We start from the raw sequence: 3337 nt of genomic DNA, 5'->3' as shown, positions 1-3337 counted from the left end.
TGCATCGCTGCATGTCGCGGCCAGTTGGAGCAGGCATTGGACTTCGTCCAGCGCTCTTTGACCCGCAACACCGACAATATTCGGGCTCGCGGGCTCAAGGCCTATCTGCTGCGTCGGCTGGGCAGGCAGGATCAGGCGGACCAAGTGGTCCGCGAAAACCTGGCCCTGGATCGGTTCGACTTCGTATCCGGATACGAGCGCGTCTTAGCAGGCGGTGATCCGGACGAACTATCCAGACTGATGCGCGGGGATTACCTCAACCTCCTGCGAGCGGCCCGTGACTACGCAGCATTCGGCGCCTATGAGGAGGCGCTGCAACTGCTGGGCCAGGCCGATCAGCATCAGCCCATGGTCCGTTATTACCAAGGCTGGTACCTGCACCTGCTGGGTCGGAAAGATCAGGCCCTTGAAGCCTTCCAGGCAGCTGAGGCGGCGCCTTCGGACTACTGCTTCCCCAATTCCCTGGATGATATCGCCCCGCTGCGGATGGCCATGGACACGGTCGATGGTCCCAAGGCTGCATATTATCTGGGATGCCTCTACTACGACAAGTCTCTGACGGACCGGGCCATCAAGCTTTGGGAGCATTCCCGGCAACTGGACCCCGACTTCGCCACTGTTCACCGCAACTTGGCCATTGCCTACGGCAACAAGCGACACGATTGGCAGGCCGCCGACCAGGAAATCGAGACCGCCTGGCGGTTGGATCCCGAAGACGCCAGGGTCTTTCTGGAGCGGGATCAGCTTCATAGGCTGATGGGCTGGAGCTTTGCCCGTCGACTGACGGAATTTGAAAAGCATCCAGAGGTTGTGGCCCGTAGGGACGATCTCTATATCGAATACCTAAGTCTGCTCAACCAGACCGGTAGCTACGAACGGGCCTATCAGCTCATGAGCAGTCGGCGCTTCCATCCTTGGGAGGGCGGCGAGGGCAAGATTACCGCTCAATACCGAATCTCGCTGAAGCTAATGGCCAAGGATGCCATGGCGGCCCAGGACTGGGACCGTGCTGCGGACCTACTGGAGCGAGCCATGAGCTATCCGGAGAACCTGGGCGAAGGCAAACTGGAAGGTCAGAAGGACAACGATCTTCACTACTATCTGGGGCTGGCCAGAAGAGCGGCAGGTGACAAGGAAGCTGCGGATCAGGAGTTCCGTCTGGCCTGCCTGGGCTCCGGGCAGGTGGGGGAGTCGCTCTACTACAACGACCAGCCTGCTGAGATGGTCCTCTTTCAGGGACTGGCCCACCAGGCTCTTGGTGAGCAGGGTCCGGCCAACGCCTGCTACTACCGGCTGCTGGACTTTGGCGAGCAGCATTTGGACGACCATGTGGAGAAGGACTACTTCGCGGTCTCTCTGCCTGACTTCCTGACCTTTGATGCGGACTATACCCGTATGAACCGGGTCCACTGTCTCTACCTGATGGCCCTGGCACGCATCGGCATAGGGCAGATCGACCAGGCTCGGGAGTGCCTGAAACAGGTGCTGGAACTGGATGCCGGTCATATTCAGGCCGGGCTGTTTACTGATGAATTGGACCACAGGGCAATTCTTACCGGGAGAATGGCATGATCAAGGTTGCATTGGCTGGAGCCTGGCGGGTTCAGTCCCCATCTGAGCTGCAGGGAACCGTCCTGTTGCCAGGCACGTTGGACACTAACGGACTCGGCCATGGTGATCAGGAGCTGTCTGCTGACTATGGCAGCGGCAAGACCGGCCCCATCGGCTCTCGGCTGACCAGGCGGCACACCTTCGAGGGGACGGTCAGGCTGTCCCGACAGATTCGATGGTCCCCACAGCCGGGGCAGAGGGTCTTCTTCGAGGTGGAGCGCGCTCGCCGCCTGGAGGTCAGGGTCGGCGAACGCCTGGCTGAGCCCTATCGTCCTCAGACCTTGAACACGCCGCATGTCTTCGAGCTGACTGGACTGCTAACGGGCGATGACCTGCTGCAAGTGGATTCCGATAACGCCTACCAGGGTATGCCTCATGACGCCATCGTGGATTCCTCGACCGCCACTGACCACACCCAGACCAACTGGAACGGGCTTCTGGGAAACATTAGCCTGCGTGTGGAGGAGGACACCTTTGTAGATAGCGTTCGTGCCTATCCCCATGGCGATGCGCTGACGGTAGAAGCTGATGTGGATTCGGGACAAGGATTCCATGGTCGCTTGCGGGTCTCTTCCGATGCGCTGGCCCAGCCTCTGGAGGTCGCTGTAGACCTGGAATCTGGGCGGCGAACACTGACCTGGCCCGATCTGCCGCTTGATGTCCATGCGGATCGTTGGGACGAATACCAGGGCTGTCTGCATGGCATGGCAATCGAGCTCCTGCCGCCGGACGGATCCAGGGTGCTATCGCGGGTAAGTACGGACTTCGGCATCCGCGACTTCGCAGCTGATGAGCAGGGGAGACTGGCTCTGAACGGCAGGGCCTTCTTCCTGCGGGGCGAGGCCAATTGCGCTGAATTTCCGCAGACCGGCTTCCCGCCCATGGACGTGGGCTCTTGGATTCGTATTTTGGAGGCCTACCGGTCATACGGAGTAAATGTGGTCCGCTTCCATTCACACTGCCCGCCCGAAGCAGCCTTCATCGCGGCGGACCGGATGGGGATGATGATGCAGCCCGAGCTCTCCCACTGGGACCACCAACATGCCTTCCAGGAGGATGAGAGTTACCGCTACTATCGCACCGAACTGGAGCAGACGCTGCTCTTCCTTGCCAACCACCCCTCCTTTGTCATGCTCACCCTGGGCAATGAGCTGTCTGCGGATGTGACCGGCCACCAGCGCATGGCTCAGCTGGTCGAGGATGCCCGGAGCATTGACGACACCCGGCTCTATGCCAATTCCTCCAACCCCCACTATGGTCAGCTGGGCAGTGACGACTGCAATGAGGTCTACACCTCAGAGTCCTACAAGGGCCATGACCTGCGCTGCTGCTTCGCAAACATGCGCGGGTCCACCAACGCGGTTCATCCGGGCACTGCCCACAATTTCGAGGACTCCGTGCGGGCAGTCCGCGAAGAGTGCTCAGTGCCGGTCTATGGCTTCGAGGTCGGCCAGTATGAAGTGCTGCCAGATTTCCGAGAGATTGAAGAATTCACCGGGGTCACCCGTCCTGACAATTACGCAATGATTCGTGACAGGGTCCATGAATCGGGCTTGGACCAGCGCACCTGGCTGGACTGGGTGGCTGCTACAGGCGAACTGTCGCGGATCTGCTACCGGGAGGAGGTGGAATCCGTCCTGCGAACACCCTCCATGTCGGGACTTTCGCTGCTGGGTCTGCAGGACTTTCCCGGACAGGGCACGGCTCTGGTGGGCATGATGGATGC

2 protein-coding genes are annotated in these 3337 nt (G+C 60.3%); both read left to right on the top strand.

The genetic code is table 11. The features are described from left to right. Positions 1-1572, top strand: a 1572-nt coding sequence (locus AC0AP0_RS10680) for a tetratricopeptide repeat protein (RefSeq protein WP_490430446.1), incomplete at its 5' end; no start/stop codon positions are given. Continuing rightward, a partial coding sequence (locus AC0AP0_RS10675; RefSeq protein ID WP_490430445.1) for a glycoside hydrolase family 2 TIM barrel-domain containing protein occupies positions 1569-3337 on the top strand: 1769 nt, incomplete at its 3' end. The genes AC0AP0_RS10680 and AC0AP0_RS10675, both read left to right, overlap by 4 nt.

The organism is Bifidobacterium sp. POST2/T3 (B1), assembly GCF_058197115.1.
The sequence above is the reverse complement of the archived record's forward strand: the minus strand, read 5'-3'. Positions and strand labels throughout refer to the sequence as shown.